General features: G+C 66.0%; 18 protein-coding genes and 1 pseudogene. 9 read left to right on the top strand and 10 right to left on the bottom strand.

All coding sequences use genetic code 11. The features are described 5' to 3' along the window. Nucleotides 1–487: 487 nt before the first annotated feature. A complete protein-coding gene (locus MP11Mi_RS18340) occupies nucleotides 488–760 on the top strand; it encodes an IS3 family transposase (RefSeq protein ID WP_420712833.1) in 273 nt (90 codons plus the stop codon). A gap of 15 nt (nucleotides 761–775) precedes the next feature. Next, nucleotides 776–1,249 (top strand): annotated as a pseudogene (locus tag MP11Mi_RS18345) (integrase core domain-containing protein); the annotation flags it as partial. On the opposite strand, the gene MP11Mi_RS03785 reads toward MP11Mi_RS18345, so the two are convergent. After that, a complete protein-coding gene (locus MP11Mi_RS03785) occupies nucleotides 1,241–1,393 on the bottom strand; it encodes a mycothiol transferase (RefSeq protein WP_420712863.1) in 153 nt (50 codons plus the stop codon). The pseudogene MP11Mi_RS18345 and the gene MP11Mi_RS03785 sit on opposite strands and share 9 nt — an antisense overlap. A 179-nt stretch (nucleotides 1,394–1,572) precedes the next feature. Between MP11Mi_RS03785 and MP11Mi_RS03790 the strand changes: the two genes are divergently transcribed. Further along, nucleotides 1,573–1,974, top strand: coding sequence for an SRPBCC family protein (locus MP11Mi_RS03790; RefSeq protein ID WP_420040977.1), 402 nt, complete (start codon nucleotides 1,573–1,575; stop codon nucleotides 1,972–1,974). Here the strand turns inward: MP11Mi_RS03790 and MP11Mi_RS03795 are convergent. Beyond that, a complete protein-coding gene (locus MP11Mi_RS03795; protein ID WP_420712864.1) occupies nucleotides 1,964–3,016 on the bottom strand; it encodes an LLM class F420-dependent oxidoreductase in 1,053 nt (350 codons plus the stop codon). The genes MP11Mi_RS03790 and MP11Mi_RS03795 overlap by 11 nt on opposite strands. A gap of 274 nt (nucleotides 3,017–3,290) precedes the next feature. Here MP11Mi_RS03795 and MP11Mi_RS03800 point away from each other — a divergent pair, with 274 nt between their 5' ends. From MP11Mi_RS03800 to menE, 5 genes are read left to right on the top strand one after another with little or no spacing between them, the layout of a single operon-like run. Further along, entirely contained in the window at nucleotides 3,291–4,517 is a 1,227-nt protein-coding gene (locus tag MP11Mi_RS03800) for an inorganic phosphate transporter (protein ID WP_420040979.1), read from the top strand. A gap of 29 nt (nucleotides 4,518–4,546) precedes the next feature. Then, the gene (locus MP11Mi_RS03805) at nucleotides 4,547–4,822 is read left to right on the top strand and encodes a hypothetical protein (protein ID WP_420040980.1); all 276 of its coding nucleotides are present in this window, start codon (nucleotides 4,547–4,549) and stop codon (nucleotides 4,820–4,822) included. A gap of 23 nt (nucleotides 4,823–4,845) precedes the next feature. After that, complete coding sequence (locus tag MP11Mi_RS03810; protein WP_420040981.1) at nucleotides 4,846–5,157, top strand: DUF3349 domain-containing protein; 312 nt, start codon at nucleotides 4,846–4,848, stop codon at nucleotides 5,155–5,157. A 35-nt stretch (nucleotides 5,158–5,192) separates the two neighbouring features. Continuing rightward, nucleotides 5,193–5,492 carry a DUF3349 domain-containing protein gene (locus tag MP11Mi_RS03815; RefSeq protein WP_420040982.1) on the top strand — a complete coding sequence of 100 codons (300 nt, stop codon included), beginning with the start codon at nucleotides 5,193–5,195 and terminating at the stop codon, nucleotides 5,490–5,492. 38 nt (nucleotides 5,493–5,530) lie between these two features. Then, complete coding sequence (gene menE, locus MP11Mi_RS03820) at nucleotides 5,531–6,649, top strand: o-succinylbenzoate--CoA ligase (RefSeq protein ID WP_420040983.1); 1,119 nt, start codon at nucleotides 5,531–5,533, stop codon at nucleotides 6,647–6,649. On the opposite strand, the gene MP11Mi_RS03825 is transcribed toward menE, so the two are convergent. Continuing rightward, nucleotides 6,650–7,975 (bottom strand): PE-PPE domain-containing protein, encoded by a 1,326-nt coding sequence (locus tag MP11Mi_RS03825; RefSeq protein WP_420040984.1) that lies wholly within the window; start codon nucleotides 7,973–7,975, stop codon nucleotides 6,650–6,652. It abuts the gene before it with no gap. A gap of 183 nt (nucleotides 7,976–8,158) precedes the next feature. Here MP11Mi_RS03825 and MP11Mi_RS03830 point away from each other — a divergent pair, with 183 nt between their 5' ends. Next, nucleotides 8,159–9,028: a 1,4-dihydroxy-2-naphthoate polyprenyltransferase gene (locus tag MP11Mi_RS03830; protein WP_420040985.1), complete on the top strand. Its 870-nt coding sequence runs from the start codon at nucleotides 8,159–8,161 to the stop codon at nucleotides 9,026–9,028. Nucleotides 9,029–9,045: 17 nt separating this feature from the next. Here MP11Mi_RS03830 and MP11Mi_RS03835 read toward each other — a convergent pair whose 3' ends face one another. The 7 genes from MP11Mi_RS03835 to MP11Mi_RS03865 form a co-directional block, all read right to left on the bottom strand. Next, on the bottom strand, nucleotides 9,046–9,792 hold the full coding sequence (locus MP11Mi_RS03835; protein WP_420040986.1) for a Clp protease N-terminal domain-containing protein: 747 nt from the start codon (nucleotides 9,790–9,792) through the stop codon (nucleotides 9,046–9,048). Then, nucleotides 9,785–10,051, bottom strand: coding sequence for a helix-turn-helix domain-containing protein (locus MP11Mi_RS03840; protein ID WP_420040987.1), 267 nt, complete (start codon nucleotides 10,049–10,051; stop codon nucleotides 9,785–9,787). Before MP11Mi_RS03840 ends, MP11Mi_RS03835 begins: the two co-directional genes overlap by 8 nt. Before the next feature lie 55 nt (nucleotides 10,052–10,106). After that, entirely contained in the window at nucleotides 10,107–11,066 is a 960-nt protein-coding gene (locus tag MP11Mi_RS03845) for an arsenic resistance protein (RefSeq protein ID WP_420040988.1), read from the bottom strand. Then, nucleotides 11,063–13,582: an FtsX-like permease family protein gene (locus MP11Mi_RS03850; RefSeq protein WP_420040989.1), complete on the bottom strand. Its 2,520-nt coding sequence runs from the start codon at nucleotides 13,580–13,582 to the stop codon at nucleotides 11,063–11,065. The genes MP11Mi_RS03845 and MP11Mi_RS03850 overlap by 4 nt, the downstream gene beginning before the upstream one ends. Beyond that, entirely contained in the window at nucleotides 13,583–14,227 is a 645-nt protein-coding gene (locus tag MP11Mi_RS03855) for an ABC transporter ATP-binding protein (protein WP_420041997.1), read from the bottom strand. It abuts the gene before it with no gap. Between the two features lie 124 nt (nucleotides 14,228–14,351). Beyond that, on the bottom strand, nucleotides 14,352–15,461 hold the full coding sequence (gene cds1 / locus MP11Mi_RS03860) for an L-cysteine desulfhydrase Cds1 (protein ID WP_420040990.1): 1,110 nt from the start codon (nucleotides 15,459–15,461) through the stop codon (nucleotides 14,352–14,354). After that, the gene (locus tag MP11Mi_RS03865) at nucleotides 15,461–15,790 is read right to left on the bottom strand and encodes a DUF4229 domain-containing protein (RefSeq protein WP_420040991.1); all 330 of its coding nucleotides are present in this window, start codon (nucleotides 15,788–15,790) and stop codon (nucleotides 15,461–15,463) included. Before MP11Mi_RS03865 ends, cds1 begins: the two co-directional genes overlap by 1 nt. Nucleotides 15,791–15,980: the final 190 nt, after the last annotated feature.

The raw sequence follows: 15,980 nt of genomic DNA on the forward strand, positions 1-15,980 counted from the left end.
GAACAAGATCGACTCCAGTAGCGGCGATCAGGGGTCCAGATTTGTGATCCATAAAGTCCCCCTACAGCCAAGTTGTGTCCTTGCCCGACAGCCAGCAAGTCGTAGGACCCGTCTGCGGCGAGGCAGTAAGGGGAAACCCATCCCAGACTCAACTATGGCTCGGCGTCTACCCCGCCAGAACCGTCAGCCCCGACGTTCTGAAGGCTAAAGCGCACACCGACCAGGGGATCGCGTTCAACAAACCGCTACGTGATGCAGTCCCTGAATGCACAGGAACCGTAGTCAGCATCGGCGTTGATCGTCCGTAGCTCCGCGCCGAGCCTAACCGCTACGGTCATCATCTCCCAAGGAATCCGCATGGACGCCGACGCTGCACGTACCTGCGATTGCCGCTAAGCCAAAAGCGAAGCGGCAGTAGCCAGACCGCGGCCGCACGGCCACCGCCGGCGAACGCCGAGACACCGCACTCGCACCGCGGAACGCGGCGGTGCATGCGTCGAACTACGGCGTCTACGGTGCCCGCAAGGTGTGGCTGGCACTCAATCGTGAGCCGTCAGCGCAAGAGCCACCGATCGCGCGGTGCACCGTGAAGCGACTCATGGGCGAGATGGGTCTGACCGGTGCGGTCCGCGGGAGGGTGAAGCGGACCACGCTCAGCAACCCGAAAGTGCCCAAGCCGCCGGATCTGGTCAATCGGAACTTCGCACCATTAGCTCCGGATCGCTTGTGGGTAGCGGACTTTACGTATATCTCGACGTAGTCGGGTTGGTGCTACACCGCGTTCGTGATCGACCCTTACGCCCGACGGATCCTGGGCTGGTCTGTGGCCACGACGATGACCAGACAGCTCGCCCTCGGCGCGGTCGAACAAGCGATCTGGACACGCAGCCGCGAGGGAAAGAACCTCACCGGTCTGATCGCGCACCACGACCACGGCGTCCAGTACATGTCCGTGGCCTACTCCGATCGGCTCGATGCTGCTGGAATTAAGCCCTCGACCGGAGCGGTGGGCTCCTCGTACGACAACGCGCTGGCCGAGACGATCAACGGGCTCTACAAAACCGAACTGATCAAGCCGCGACGGCCGTGGAAAGGACTCGACGACCTCGAAGTCGCGACCGCCGAATGGGTCGACTGGTACAACCATCGCCGCCCATTCGAGTACTGCGACGACCTCACACCAATCGAAGCGGAAGTCGTCCACTACGCTCACCACCAGACCCCAGCACCTGCTGGAGTCTCAAACTAGAAAGTCTCCGGACACGCCGGGGCGATTCAGGTCGATCTGTTCTCGGAGGATGTCGGCGTGGCCTGCGTGCCGCGCGAACTCTTGGATCATCGCAACCAACGTCCAGCACAGACTCACTGCACCCTCAGGTTCTCGGGACTTAATGGCGTCGAGCGCGGCCGGTCGTCAGTTTTTCGACCGCAGTCGCAACCGGAATCGCGGCCGCCGTGGTCGCGTACCGCGCGTCAGCCCCCAGGTCATCGAGGTGAGCCGTCGACTGGCCTGCACGCCTGAACGGGCTTGGGAACTCGTCACCGACATCACGCTTCCCATCCGCGCGGACGGTGAACTCCAGCGCGTCGAATGGCTCGCACGGCGCAACCGCGGTCACCCAAGGCGCGCGTTTCGTCGGCCACAACCAGAATCAAGAACTCGGCCAGTGGCACACCACGTCGGTCATCACCGACGTGGAAGACGGCCGACGCTGGGTCTGGTCGGTGGGACTGGACGACGGCGAACCGTGGGCCTACTGGGCGTTCGAAGTCGATCCCGCCCGTGACGGCTGCATCGTCCGACAGTGGGTCAAGATCGGCAACGGACAGTCGCCCTTCGCCGGCTTCGTCGCCGCCGCACCGGGCCGTGAGGCGCGGATCATCGACGGGCGCCTGCGCGTCTGGCGCGCCGGAATGGAGTCGAATCTCGACGCGATCGAACGGGTTTCCGCCTGCGGCGACGTCAGCCGATGATTTCGGCGAGGACGCGCATGTCCTCGACACGGCCGGCGTGCGTTGCGGCGGCCGGAGACGCGAGGATGACGCCGACGTCGGCACTGCGGAATGCTTCGACGCGCTCTTGAACGTACGAGCGCGGACCGATGAGGCTCATCGCTCGGACCAACTCGTCCGGGACCGCCGCGGCAGCCTCCTCCTTGCGTCCATCCAGGTACAGGTCCTGAATGGTCTTCGCTTCGTCGACGTAGCCATACCGCTGGACGAGCGAGTTGTAGAAGTTCTTGCCGCGGGCGCCCATACCGCCGATATACAGAGCGGAATGGTGGCGGACCGCGTTCAACGCGGCCTCCGCCTTCTCCTCGTCGTCAGTGATGAGCGTCGACGTCTGAACGACGATCGACAGATCACCCAGTGCCGGGTCACGCTTGGCGCGGCCGGCTTCGAGCGCCGGACCGAACGCCGCGTCCACATAGTCGGGGTGGAACAGGAACGGCTGGAACTCCTCATAGAGTTCGGCCGCCAACTCAACGTTCTTCGGGCCGATCGCCGCGAGCAGCATCGGAATCCGTTCGCGCACCGGGTGATTGATGATCTTGAGTGATTTACCGAGCCCGGATCCGCCGTCCTCCTCGGTCAACGGCAGCTGGTACGACTTACCGCGGTGCTCCACCTTCTCGCGGCGCCACACCTGACGGCAGATGTCGGCATGCTCGCGGGCCCGACCGAGTGGGTAGTCGTACTTGACTCCATGGAATCCTTCGATCACCTGCGGCCCGGATGCTCCGATGCCAAGGATGAACCGGCCGCCACTGATGTAATCCATTCCGGCCGCGGTCATCGCCAGGTTGGTCGGCGTCCTCGAGTACATCGGCAGGATGCCGGTCTGCAATTCCATCGTCTCGGTCCGCGCCGCGATGTATCCGAGCTGACTAACAGCGTCGAAGCTGTAAGCCTCGGGGACCGTCACCCGTCGGACGCCCACGGATTCGAAGTCGCGCAGGTTGTCGATGGTCTCGCGGAAGTCGCCTGCATAGTTGATAGGCATGCCCAGCTTCATCGTCATTCCGCGATTGTTCCACACCATCGACAGCCCTAACGTGACGCCCATCGCAGGCGATCGTCGCAGATCGGGTCGGCGCTGTTCACCTCCCCGACACCTTCCGTCCCCCCGCCGGAAATCCCCCGAGAACGCATTCGGTGACGCGCGCCGGTCGCCCCGGTGAACATTTCGTGAATAGGCCGGGCTTGACGGTAAACGCGCTGTTCACAGCGATTTTTTCCGGGATACCGAAGTTGACGAGACATATGGTCCGGACCGCATAGTAAGTCCCATGACCGCAGAGATGATCATTCTTGTGCTGCTGATCGTCACAGCCTTAGGCTTCGACTTCACCAATGGTTTTCACGACACCGGCAACGCCATGGCGACCTCCATCGCCACCGGCGCACTCAAGCCGAAGGTCGCCGTCGGACTCTCCGCGATCTTGAACCTCGTCGGCGCGTTCCTCTCCGTCGAGGTCGCCGCCACGATCACGAAGGACGTTCTGAAGATTCAGAACACATCGGGCGAGGGTGCCGGAACCCTCGTCGAGGGACTCGACGCCAACAAGGCGTTGATCATCATCTTCGCGGGCCTCATCGGCGCCATCCTGTGGAACCTCTTCACCTGGCTATTCGGCCTTCCGTCGAGTTCATCGCACGCACTGTTCGGCGGACTGATCGGTTCAGGGCTCGCCGCCATCGGCACCACCGGAATCAACTGGCACGGAATTCTCAGCAAGATCATCGTGCCCGCGCTGTTCGCGCCGGTCATCGCCTGCGTCGTCGCCGCGGTCGGCACACTCCTCATCTACGCGATCACCAACGGCATGTCCGAGTTCAAGAAGGAACGTGGCTTCCGCCGCGGCCAGATCGCGTCGGCCTCGCTTGTCTCTCTCGCACACGGAACCGGTGATGCACAGAAGACGATGGGCGTCATCGCCCTCGCCCTGATCGCCACCGGCCACCTCGACGCCGCATCAGTCGCCCACGGTCTCCCGTTCTGGGTCGTCCTCGCCTGTGCCAGCGCGATCGCCGCAGGCACCTGGCTCGGCGGCTGGCGCATCATCCGCACCCTCGGCAAGGGCCTCGTCGAGATCAAGGCCCCCCAGGGCATGGCGGCCGAGGCGTCGTCGGCCGCGATCATCCTCACGTCGTCGGTCGCAGGCATGGCGCTGTCGACCACACACGTAGCGACCGGTTCGATCCTCGGCAGCGGTCTCGGCAAGAAGGGCGCCGAAGTCCGCTGGGGCGTCGCAGGCCGGATGGCCATCGCCTGGGTAACCACCCTCCCGGCCGCCGCGATCGTCGGCGCACTCTGCTTCTGGCTCGCACATCTGATCGGCGGAGCCCCCGGCGCGATCGTCATATTCGCGATCCTCGCGGCCTTGTCGGGCTACATGTACTGGCGCGCGCAGCAGCAGAAGATCGACGCCAACAACGTCAACGCCGAGTGGGACGCCGAAGCCGAGGTACCCGTTCCGACCGCTGGCGACCCGACGACCTCAACTCAGGCCTGAGTCTCCGGCACCTCGAAAGGTAGATCGCAATGGACATCGTCGAATCGCTCATGAAGGTCTTGGCCGTCGGCCTACTCCTCGGCGCCGGACTGCCCGTACTGTTCGCACTCGGCATGCGTGCCGAAGCCGCGGGTGAAGGTGAACTCGAGACGAGCACCAGCAAGACCCCCGCACTGAAATACCTGGGGTACGCCCTGATCGGGCTCGCGGCGCTGATCATCGTCGTCGGCATCCTCTGGGTCACCCGTCAGACCCTGCTCTACTACTTCGATCTGCAGATCTTCCCCGGCTTCGCTTACAAGTGATCTGAAAGGATCAGCGCACCATCATGGCTCCTTCACTGTTCGAGAACGTGATCACCTGGATTCGCGCCGGGTACCCCGAGGGCGTTCCCGCCGCCGACTACCCACCACTGTTCGCCCTGCTGACCCCAGTGTTGACCGAGTCGGAGATCACCGACATCGTGCTCAAGCTGGCCGTCGAGTACGGCACCGAGAATCCGGCAACGCCCGAACGCATTCGGGACGCGATCCACGCCGTCACTGAGCAGGCGCCGTCCGTCGAAGAGCAGCGTCAAGTCGCGTCACGTCTTGCCGCCGCAGGCTGGCCGCTGGCGCTCAAAGTCTCCACGGCCGACTAGATCTGCCCGCTGTGGACCGCCCGTCGCTGCTCACCATGATCCGCTCTTGGCTACGCGCCGGGTATCCGCAAGGCGTCCCACAGAGCGATCACATTCCTCTGTTGGCGCTGCTGCGCCGACAACTCAGCGACGACGAGGTCACGCAGGTCGCCAGCGACCTGCTGCCCGCCAGACCGGTGGGCTCTGTCGACATTGCCGTCGAGATCACTAAAGTGACCGACGAACTGCCCCGCAGCGAAGACATCGAGCGGGTCCGTGATCGTCTGGCCGAGACCAGCTGGCCATTCGACGACGACCCGTTCCCGCCGCCGTCTACCCCGAAGGACGAACCCTGAGACTGCTTCGACCATTGGTCCTTCCGCCCAATCTCGCCGTGGACGACGTCCGGCGAGAACTGTCGGCGCTCCTGTCCGGCGATGCCGCGTATCTGCCGCTCCCCGACACCGGATCCAGCGAGGCCACACGCCTGTCGAAGCATCTCGGCGTCGGCGAAGCGATCGACGATCGTGTCGCGCTCGTCGTGTCTACGTCCGGGACGACCGGAGTGCCTAAAGGGGCGATGCACACCCGCGACACGCTGCGCGCATCGGCGGACGCGACCGCCCAGACCCTCGGCGGTCCGGGCGCATGGCTGTTGACGTTGCCGCCGCACCACATCGCGGGTTTGCAGGTCATGCTGCGCTCCCTCGCCGCTGGACACGACCCCGTCGTCGTCGACCTCTCGTCCGGGTTCGACCCGGCCGTCTTACGGTCCGCGGTCGACGCTCTTGACGGACCGCGGCGCTATACCTCGCTCGTCCCCGCACAACTGCGGAAAGCGCTCGAGTCCCCGGCCGCCACCGCAGCGCTCGCCGAACTCGACGGCATCCTCGTCGGCGGCGCGGCGACACCTGCCGCACTGCAACGGCAAGCCGTCGACGCCGGGCTGACCATCGTCCGGACGTACGGAATGAGCGAAACCGCAGGTGGATGCGTGTACGACGGTGTCCCCCTGCGAGACGTCGAGATCCGGATCGAGGACCCGGATTCCGACGGCGTCGGCCGGGTGATCCTGGGCGGTGCGAGCATCGCTCTCGGCTACCGGAATCTGCCGGACCATTCGGCGTTCGCCGAGCCCGGCTGGTTCCGCACAGACGACCTCGGCACCGTCGACGACGGGGTGCTGACGATCGTCGGCCGCGCCGACGAAGCCATCTCCACCGGTGGACTCACCGTGATCCCGCAAGTCGTCGAAGCGGTGATCGACGAACTGCCGACGGTCGCCGACTGCGCTGTGGTCGGACTCGCCGACGACCGGCTCGGTGAGCGTGTGGTCGCCGCCGTCGTGCCCGCACCGGGCGGCCCGACACCGACCATCGACGAGGTCCGCGCCATCGTCGTCGACCGACTGGACCGGTACGCTGCCCCGCGCGAGCTGTTCGTACTCGACACTCTCCCCCGCCGAGGCCCGGGCAAAGTGGACCGCAGACAGTTACGCGACCTGCTCGGCTGATCAGGCCGAGTCAGGGCCAGTCGCGTCAGGGTCAGGCGCGTCGTCGGCCGGGACAGTCGCAGTCTCGTCGGACTGCTGCTCGTCGGACTGTTCCTCGGCTGCCTCAGGTTCGGCCGTGTCGGACCCCGTCGCTTCCGATCCGGTCGCCACGGGTTCACTCGATTCGGGTTCGGATGCGCCTAGTTCGGTCGCGCCTCGTTCGGTCGCGGCCGGTTCGGTCGGCGCGGGATCTACTTCCGGCGCCGCATGCCGTGGCACGTAGGTGCCTGCACCGGAGGTCGCCGTTTTGACCGCCTGGACGTGGTCGCCGTTCTCGTCGACCAGTCGGTGCCTGCCCGCACGCTGCTCGACGACCTTAACGCCGGGGTCTGCGGTCTCCGGTGTGACCTCCTGCAGCGGATAGAAGATCTCTGCCTGGCGATCCCACTCCCGGAGCTGCGCCTCGTCGACGTCGATGCCGAGCGCGTCGGCGATCATCCAATTGACGAGCGCCAACGGATGGTAGGTGTCATATACCTCGTAGGTCGTATTCCCCTCGGCGCTGTAGAGCGTCTTCTTCAGCTCGAGTTCGTCGAGGTTCGCGTAGGAGTACGGTCCGGTGCCCGCGTGGATCGTGACGAATCCGGCGAGGTCGACGAGCAGCGACGAGACGGGCCGCAGCGGGTTCCACTGCCAGTTGGCTACCGGGTCGCCGTTGATGATCACCTGCACGACCCGCGCGTCGCCGGTGGCCCCCGGGTCGCGCGCGCCATCGTTGTTCGCCCCGATGAACGCCATGACCAACGGCACGAACGGGATCTTCTCCAGGCCCGGTTTGAGGCCCCACGGACCACGCGGATCCGAGACGAGGAGGATCACCGTGTTCTCGTCGAGCAGATGCTCGGCGTTCGCCAGCTCGGCCGCATTCCCAAGCGCGTCCGCGCCCTGCGAATATCCGGTGTACACAACCATGCCGCCGGCGCCGGCGAGCGCCCGCATGATCGACAGGTTCGCGTCGATGGCGACGCCTTTGGACTGGTCGTAAGTCGGCGCGAAGAACGGCAGCAGCGAACCGGACTTACCCGAGGACACCGGCCAGATCGATTCCGGGTACTTCACGATCCAGTTTTCGCGGGCGCCGACCAGCCCGGCCGTCCGTTCCGCCAGACCGGTGTCGTCGGTACCGGGAGTGACGACGACCAGGGCGCCTTCCAACCGGTCGGCGGCCACCCATTTGCCCAACACGTCGTCGAAGTCGGCGGGATTCGATCCCGCGTCCGCATACTGGTCGAGCCTCGCGTCCGTCGGCCCGTCGGCCCACGCGGGCCCCGCGGTTCCGGCCACCATGAGTCCGGCAAGTGTAGTCGCCGCGACTTTCCCCCTGAAATTCACAATTCGATCTGAACACGCTGCCGACCGCATCCAACAGACCCCGTTCGGAGGATTCCTGTGCGGTTGCTGGTACCGCACACCTCACAATCGGAGGCCCAGCCGGGTAGTCGGACGGACGACGGTGACATGCTCTAATGCGTGGCTACCGTCAACGAATGGATTCAAGGCGCCCGCCCTCGGACGCTGCCGAACGCGATCGCACCCGTCGTCGTAGGCACGGGGGCGGCCGCCCATCTCGGCGATGTGTCCTGGTGGAAGGCAGTGTTGGCGTTGGTCGTCGCGCTCGCCTTGATCATCGGCGTCAACTTCGCCAACGACTACTCCGACGGCGTCCGCGGCACCGATGACGATCGTGTCGGACCGATGCGTCTGGTCGGCTCGAAGGCCGCCAGCCCCGGAGCCGTCAAGGCGGCAGCGTTCATCTGCTTCGGCATCGCTGCGGCAGCAGGTCTGGCGATCGCGATCACGACTGCCTACTGGCTGATCGCAGTCGGTGTCGTGTGCATCGCGGGCGCCTGGTTCTACACCGGCGGCAAGAAGCCGTACGGGTACCTCGGGTTCGGTGAGATCGCCGTGTTCGTGTTCTTCGGCCTAGTCGCCGTCCTGGGCACCCAGTACGTGACATGCGGCCGCGTCGACTGGATCGGCGGTGTCTGCGCGGTGGGCGTCGGATCTTTCTCCAGCGCGGTGCTCGTCGTGAATAATCTGCGCGACATCCCCACCGACCGGGAGTCGGGCAAGATCACGCTTGCGGTCCGACTCGGCGAGAACGGCACCCGCGGCCTGTTCGCGTTCTTGATCGCGCTGCCGTTCGTGATGACGATCGCACTCGCGCCGGTGACGACGGCCGCATTCGCCGGTCTGCTCGCCGCACCGCTAGCCGTCATCGCGGTCCGGCCCGTCGTCTCCAGCGCCCGCGGCCGCGACCTGATCCCATCTCTCGCAACGACCGGCCAGGCCATGTTGGTGTGGGCCGTCGCGACGGGATTGGCGCTCGGACTCACGTAACAGCCTGACCTTCAGGGTCAGACGGCCGCGGGCTCCAGCATCGCCTCGACCGCGGTGCGTAGCGCATCCCGGTCGGTGACGGCCTCGACGACGGCGCGGGACGCGTCGTCGTTCGTTTCGAGGATGCCGAGCATCAGATGGGCGACGCCGATCCGGTCGTCACCGCGCGTGCGCGCCAGCATGACGGCCGAGCGCAACGAATCGCGCACCGGCCCGTTCATCCGGGCGCGACCGCGCCCACGGGGTCCGCGCCGACCGCGGCCGCCGTCCCACGGACCCTCGGCGTCCCAGCCGGGTCCCGGACCGAATCCCGGTCCCCCGAATCCGGGACCGCGACCACGGCCGTGCGGTCCTCGACCGCGCCGGTCGCCGCAGTCACCGCGGCTGGAGCCCCGCCTGCGGCCCGAGCGATCGCCCCAGCCGTCGGCCAGATCGTCGCCGAACTTCGACTGGACGGCCTCACGGACGCGATCGAGGTCGATCCCGATGCTGCGGAGTGCTTCTTTGTCTTCTTCGTAACGGCCGTCGGCGTCTGATGATGCCACCGGCTCGTCGTTGCTCTCGTGGTAGTCGGCGACGACCTTGCGGGCGTCATCGAGCGTGAATCCCTGCTCGCCGAGAACACCGAAGATCGGGCTTCGAGCATTACAGAGCATGCCAAGGATCAGATGGTCGTTGCCGAGCGTGGAATGCCCGAGGTCTCGAGCCTCCTGCGTGGCGAACATGAACAGTGTGCGGTCCTCCCGCGAGAAACGGTCAAACATCGTTGCCGTCCTTTCCGGCCGCCGAAGCGGCTTCTCGTTGTGAATGCTTCTGATGCACGGCTTGACGGCTGACCTGGAGTACGTCTGCAATCGCCTGCCAGCTCCACCCTTTGGCGCGAGCCGAAGCGACGTGGACGTCTTCGAGACGGTCCGCGAGGGTTCGGAGCGCCCGGACCGTGCCCAGGCCTACGCCCGGGTCGTCACTGGCTGCTGTTCCCGCGACGGTCGTCGCGTCTGTCGTCGTTCCATCGTCGTGCATGTTGTCAGGTTATGTTGACATTCACGCCGTTGTCAACATTTATTGACGACTCGATTTAGCGGGCGTCCCGACGAACAAGCCTCGGGACCAGCCGCACCATGACGACCATGACGACGAGTTCGACCAAAGTCTGGGTCACGACCACGAGCGGGGCGGGGTCGAACGCCGCGGGCAACGCAAGCACCAACGGCAGGATCACCAAAGAGTTCCGGGTTACGCCGCTGAACACGACGCTCCGCAGACTGGGACCGTCGAGCCCGGCCAGGCGTCCAACGCCGACACCCACCGGCACCATCACCACCGCGAACAGCACATAGACCGGGATCACAAGCGCGAGCGACGCGATCTGATCGCGCACTCCGGAGATCTGCGACGCCACCACCGCCACGAGTGTGACCGTCACGATCGGCACCATCGCGGCAGCGGCGATCCCATTTACCCTGCGGGCCAACCGAATGCGCGACGACGCCCATTGCGTTAGTCCGGCGAGCACCAACGGCGTCGCGACGATGACCACGAACGCGCGGACGAACGGTTCGACATCGATCGTCGACACCACCTCTGATCCGACGAACAACCACAGAAATCCGGGGAGCAGAACCATCTGGACGCCCATCAGCATCGGCGACGCGGCGAGCAGTCGGTCCTTCGCCCCGCCCGCGATGCCACTGAAGACGATCACATAGTCGACGCACGGCGCCAGTAGCACGAACAGCACGCCGACGAGCAACGCCCGGTCGTGCGCGACGATCCGCGACAGTCCGAACACCACGATCGGCACCGCGACGAAATTGACGACGAGCACCGCGCCGACGAAGCGCCAGTCGCGCAGCGCCCCACCCAAACGTCCGAACGGGATGCCGAGGAATGTCGCGTAGAGCAGCGCGACCAGCAGCGGATCGATCGCCGTCGTCGCCGGGCCGATGACCGACGGCACGAGCAAGCCGAGCCCGGCCCCGACCACCAGGCCAGCGAGATAGATCGCGACTTGGCGCCGCTCCATCGCGGCGATCATTCCGACGCCACGGACTCGCTGATATTCAATCGGCCCGCCCGGATCGCGGGGACGAGCGCACCGACCAGGCAGAGCAGCGCGGAGATCGCGACGTACCAGCTCGACGACCACAGTGGGGAGTACACGATCTCAATGGCCGTCGTCTCTGCCAGGATCTCGTCAGCGAGCACGTGCAGGCCGGTGCCCATCACGACGCCGACGAGCGCGCCGACCGCCGCGATCGCTCCGGCCTCAGCCAGCACCATCCGGGAGACGAACCGACGCGACGCGCCCATCGAACGCAGCACCCCGATCTCGCGCCGACGTTCTAGGACCGACAGGAGCAACGTGTTGAGCAGCGCGACGGCGGCCGCCGCCGACACGATCCACTGGATCGCGACGGTGAATCCGCCCGACTGCTCAGCCGTCTTCTGCGTGGCTTCCAACGACTCCTGGCCGGTATAGACGTGGACGGGCGCGCCGCCCGCACCCGGATGACTGTCAGCGACCGCGGTCACCGATTCGCGCACCGCGTTCTCGTCGGCGCCCGGGTCGAGCATCACCTGAAGGTAGGTGTCGCCGGGCCGCTCGAACCAGTCGCGTAGCAGGTCCACCGACAGTGCCGCCACACCCGAGTCCATCGACACATAGTTCACGGTGTCGAGGACGGCCACGTGTCGTGGCCCGGTCGGTGTCGCGAGTTCGAGACGATCGCCGGTGTCGACGTCGAGCGCACGGGCCAGAGTGTTCGACAACAGTATTCCGTCACCGTCGAGCGTCGCTCGCGTCGCCTCCGGCGACGTCTTGCGAAGGAACGGTGCCGAAGATCCCGGCTCCAGTCCCTGGATCAGTGCCCGAGCGTCACCGATGTTGACACTCGCCCACTGTCCGCCGACTACCTCTCGCACCCCGGGGGTCCGAGCGACTTCGCCACGGATCGCGGGCGCCAGAGCCGGACCCAGCGGTATCGAGTCCGCGTCGCGCGACGACACGTAGAGGTCGGGATCGGCGATGCCGTCCAACGATGCGGAGATCGACCCGACGAGGTTGTTGAGCGCACCCGAGATGCCTATCCCCACGGCGACGGCGACCGCGACCGTCATCACCGTCGCCCATGCTCTGCGCGGCGCCCGCTCGGAGTTGACCGAGGCGAGCCTCCCGGGGCCGCCGAATCGACCCGCGACCGCCCGCACACCCGCGACGATGATGGGACTGAGCGCGAAGCACAGTACGAGTCCACCCACCGCATACACCGCACCTGCGATGATCGCCGGGCGTCCCTGCACACCCCAGACGATCAGCCACGACCCGGCCAGCCCGGCTACTCCCACGACGCCGCTCACCGCGAGAAGACGGCGTGGGAGCGGGCCCGCGTCGGTCACCTGGCCGGGCACCATCGCTTCGACCGGGGTCACCGAGAAGACCGCCTTCGCGGCGAGCGACGTGGCAGCCACGCACGCGACGACTGCGGCAGCCACCGCGACCACGGGAACATACGCTGGCAGCGAATACGTGACGACCATGCCGGCGGTGCCGCTGCCGTCTGGCACACGTCCGAGCGCCCACCGTCCAGCGAGCACACCGACCGGGATTCCGAGGATCCCGCCGAGCACGCCGAAAACGACGGCCTCGACGAGCAGGTCCGCCGCGAGCTGTCTGCGCCGACCGCCGAGCGCGCGGATCATCGCGATGCTCTGACGCCGTGACGCGACTGCCATATTCATCGTGTTGAAGACCAGGAACGCGGCGATCACCAGCGACACCATCGACACCAGCAGGGTCGAATCGCGCACCACCGATCCCGCGACCTCGGCCTGACGCACCCGGAAGTCGGGGTCGACGACGCTCGCCCGATCCTGGACCACCCTTTCGACGGCGGTCCGCAGCGCCGACTCGTCGGCTCCCGGCTGCGGGACGATCATCAACGAGTCGACCGAATCCTCCAACCCGGTCAATTCCTGTGCGAGCGGGAGATACGCGAAAACGAACCGACCACCGTTGAGTGCATGCGACTGTTCGCCCAGCACATCGACGACAGTGACCGTCCGGTCTCCGATCCGGATCTCCTGACCTTGGCTCATCCCCATCGCGTCACCGACGACGATTCCGTCGGTCAGATCGTCGAGGGTCACCCCGGAGTCGGTGTTGACGGCGTCGCGCAACTGCGGCGACAGCGACGACGCCCGGTAGTCCGAGCCGACGAGTACTGTCGGCTCACCGTCGACGGTCACCGTCCCGCGGATCACCGGGACTACGCTCTTTGCCTGCGGTACCTCGCGGCGAAGTTCGCCCGCGAGGTCGGTGTCGACCCCCGAGTCGGCGATCGCCGCGACTTCGAGCGTCGCGTCGCCGGAGATCGCGGCGGTGAAGTCGTGCACCGACGCGGTCAGCGAGCCGTACACCGACAGGACCGCGACGAGCAGCGCCGACGAAACCATGACGACGAGCAACGATGTGACCACACGGAGCTTGTGGGCCGCCAGGTCGCGCAGTCCAATGACCCGGACGCGCGTGATGCCGGCCGACAGGGTTCGCACTTACCGGTCCGTCCCGCCGAAGACCTTGCCGTCTCGGACGGTCACCACCCGGTCGCAGACTTCGGCCGCGCCCTGGTCGTGTGTGACCATTAGGACCAGCCGATCCGCCCCTTCGTGGGCGACGTCGGCGAGGAGCGCGAGCACGTCTGCACCGGTCTGCGAGTCGAGATTGCCGGTCGGCTCGTCGGCGAGGATGATCTTCGGATCCATGATGAGCGACCGCGCGATCGCCACACGTTGCATCTGCCCGCCCGACATCTCTGAAGGACGGTGGTCGATCCGGTCACCGAGGCCGACGCGTTCCATGAGTTCGACGGCACGCGGCTTCGCCTTGGCCAGCGACTTCGAGTCGAGAAGTTTCGGCAATGCGACGTTCTCCCACGCAGTCAAGGTCGGGACGAGGTTGAAGAACTGGAAGATGAAGCCGACCCGGTGACGCCGGAAGTCCGAAGCGGCGTCGTCGTCGAGGGCGGTCAGATCGGTTCCATCGACCCGAATGGTGCCGGAGTCCGGCGCGTCGAGCGCCCCGATCACGTGCAGGAGTGTCGATTTTCCCGCCCCGGACGGTCCGACGACCGAGACGAACTGTCCGCCGTCGAGCGTCAGCGACGCGCCGTCGAGCGCCCGCACCGTCTCTTCGCCCATGCGGTACTCACGCACCAGATCGGTGGCCTCGACTACGCACACGCGCGCGCCCCTCAGATTCGTAGAACGTTGGCACTCGAACCGTGCGTGGGGACCGGTTCGAGTGCCAACGTTACGAGATTCGCTATTCGCGCCAGGTGCCTGTCGCGAAATACTCGTCGAGAACGGCTGTGGGCGGCCCCAGTTCGAGGCCCTGCGTCCTGACCCAGTCGTCATTGAAGTACGTGTGCTCGTAGCGATCTCCGCTGTCGCACAGCAGGGTGACGACACTGCCCGCCCGTCCGTGCCGGACCATTTCGGAGAGCAGCGCGCACGCACCCCAAAAGTTGGTGCCCGTCGACCCGCCGACGCGGCGCCCGAGACGGTTCGAGAGGAAGCGGGCAGCGGCGACCGACGCAGCGTCGGGTACGCCGATCATCGCGTCGATCACCTGCGAGACGAACGACGGTTCCACGCGCGGCCGTCCGATCCCCTCGATACGTGATGCTCCCGTCGAGACGATGCTGCCGTCTCCCGCCTCGTACGCGGGTAGAAAGACCGAGTTCTCGACGTCGACGACGGCGAGGCGGGTCTCGTGCTGCTGGTAGCGGAGGTACCGACCGAATGTCGCGGAGGTGCCGCCAGTGCCCGCCCCGACGACGATCCACTCCGGCACCGGGTGCGGCTCGCGCGCCATCTGCGCAAACACCGACTCGGCGATGTTGTTGTTCCCGCGCCAGTCCGTGGCACGTTCGGCCATCGTGAATTGGTCGATGAAGTGTCCGCCGAGTTCACGCTCAAGCCGTTGGGCCACCGTGTAGATCTCAGTCGGCGAGTCGACGAAATGGCACATGCCGCCCTGTGCCTCGATCAGTTCGGTCTTGCGCGGTGATGTGCCCTTCACCATGACAGCGACGAACGGGACACCGATCAGCTTCGCGAAGTACGCTTCCGACACCGCCGTCGAGCCCGACGACGCTTCGATAACCGTGGTTTCTGGCGCTATCCAGCCGTTACAGAGCGCATACAGGAATAGTGAACGGGCGAGTCGATGCTTGAGTGAACCCGTTGGATGCGTCGACTCGTCTTTCAGATACAGGTCGACGCCCCCCGCGGGGGTCCGAGACCAGTCGGGCAGGTCGACCTTCAGCAGATGCGTGTCGGCGCTGCGTAGCCCGTCGGCTTCGATCCGGCGGACGGCGTCGGCGGTCCACGACCGGTCGCTCACCCGCGCGACGACCCGCGTTGCGCTCACTACTCGTCGCCTCGCAGGCGCGCCGCGATGTCGTCTCGGCGTGCGCTCCGTTCGGCATCGACCCGCGCGATCTGATCGTTGACGCGCAGACGCAGCGACTTGAACAGGACCATCCCGAGCGGGAGCGCGATCAACACACCGAAGACGGCGGCCACGAGCAGCGGGACGTCGACGCTGACTGCCTTCGCGACGAAGTAGATCACCGCGGCGATGGCGACGACGAGGACCAGCCGAGCCGCCGTGTACAAGAGCACGGCGACGACAAGCGTCCCCATGGTGGCGGGCGCTTCGTCGTTTGCCGACGTGGTTGCGGAACGGTCTTCACTCATGGATTCCAGGATACGTGCCCGCGCAGCCGCGGATTCCACCCACGTTCTTGTGCTACAGAGCGGGCGTGACCGGCGAACGATAGGGCATTTCGTCCCCCATCTAACGGACATTACGGTCTCTTTACTTACACCTGACTGTTCGAGCAACCACCGCAAGTGCGTGTACAGATGGAGCTGTCCCGGCGTTCGG

The sequence above is a fragment of the Gordonia abscondita genome (assembly GCF_032711245.1).
Taxonomy (GTDB): domain Bacteria; phylum Actinomycetota; class Actinomycetes; order Mycobacteriales; family Mycobacteriaceae; genus Gordonia.

Excerpts from the sequence above, each read along its gene's own strand:
- MP11Mi_RS03795 (WP_420712864.1), bottom strand. The coding sequence starts at position 3,016 with ATGAAGCTGGGCATGCCTATCAACTATGCAGGCGACTTCCGCGAGACC.
- MP11Mi_RS03800 (WP_420040979.1), top strand. The coding sequence starts at position 3,291 with ATGACCGCAGAGATGATCATTCTTGTGCTGCTGATCGTCACAGCCTTA.
- MP11Mi_RS03805 (WP_420040980.1), top strand. The coding sequence starts at position 4,547 with ATGGACATCGTCGAATCGCTCATGAAGGTCTTGGCCGTCGGCCTACTC.
- MP11Mi_RS03810 (WP_420040981.1), top strand. The coding sequence starts at position 4,846 with ATGGCTCCTTCACTGTTCGAGAACGTGATCACCTGGATTCGCGCCGGG.
- MP11Mi_RS03815 (WP_420040982.1), top strand. The coding sequence starts at position 5,193 with ATGATCCGCTCTTGGCTACGCGCCGGGTATCCGCAAGGCGTCCCACAG.
- MP11Mi_RS03825 (WP_420040984.1), bottom strand. The coding sequence starts at position 7,975 with ATGGTGGCCGGAACCGCGGGGCCCGCGTGGGCCGACGGGCCGACGGAC.
- MP11Mi_RS03835 (WP_420040986.1), bottom strand. The coding sequence starts at position 9,792 with ATGTTTGACCGTTTCTCGCGGGAGGACCGCACACTGTTCATGTTCGCC.
- MP11Mi_RS03840 (WP_420040987.1), bottom strand. The coding sequence starts at position 10,051 with ATGCACGACGATGGAACGACGACAGACGCGACGACCGTCGCGGGAACA.
- MP11Mi_RS03845 (WP_420040988.1), bottom strand. The coding sequence starts at position 11,066 with ATGATCGCCGCGATGGAGCGGCGCCAAGTCGCGATCTATCTCGCTGGC.
- MP11Mi_RS03855 (WP_420041997.1), bottom strand. The coding sequence starts at position 14,227 with ATGGGCGAAGAGACGGTGCGGGCGCTCGACGGCGCGTCGCTGACGCTC.
- MP11Mi_RS03865 (WP_420040991.1), bottom strand. The coding sequence starts at position 15,790 with ATGAGTGAAGACCGTTCCGCAACCACGTCGGCAAACGACGAAGCGCCC.